This window comes from Streptomyces sp. SID14478, assembly GCF_010548525.1.
In the GTDB taxonomy this organism is placed as follows: domain Bacteria; phylum Actinomycetota; class Actinomycetes; order Streptomycetales; family Streptomycetaceae; genus Streptomyces.
In genome coordinates this window covers 1-231 of the sequence record NZ_JAAGMG010000983.1, presented here as the reverse complement: position 1 = coordinate 231, position 231 = coordinate 1, and the positions used below count along the sequence as shown (strand labels likewise).

General features: G+C 79.2%; 1 pseudogene. It reads right to left on the bottom strand.

Features of this window, described 5'->3' with window-relative positions:
* Window positions 1–231: pseudogene (locus tag G3I40_RS31270) on the bottom strand (hypothetical protein); the annotation flags it as partial.

The window sequence follows — 231 nt, the reverse complement described above, 5'->3', positions numbered from 1 at the left end:
CCGCCCCCGCGGCGCCGAGCGCGGCGAGCACCACCCCGTACGGCACGAGGGAGCCGAGGAAGCCGCAGGCCGTCCACGCGACGAACAGGACCGCGGGCGCGGGCAGGCGACGGCCGAACGGCAGCGCGAGGGCGAGTGCCAGGGCGATGCCGAGCGCGGCCATGACGACGGTCGCCGCGTTCAGCAGCACCCACTCCCCCGGGCTCGACCGGGCCTCGTCGGGCCCGGCGC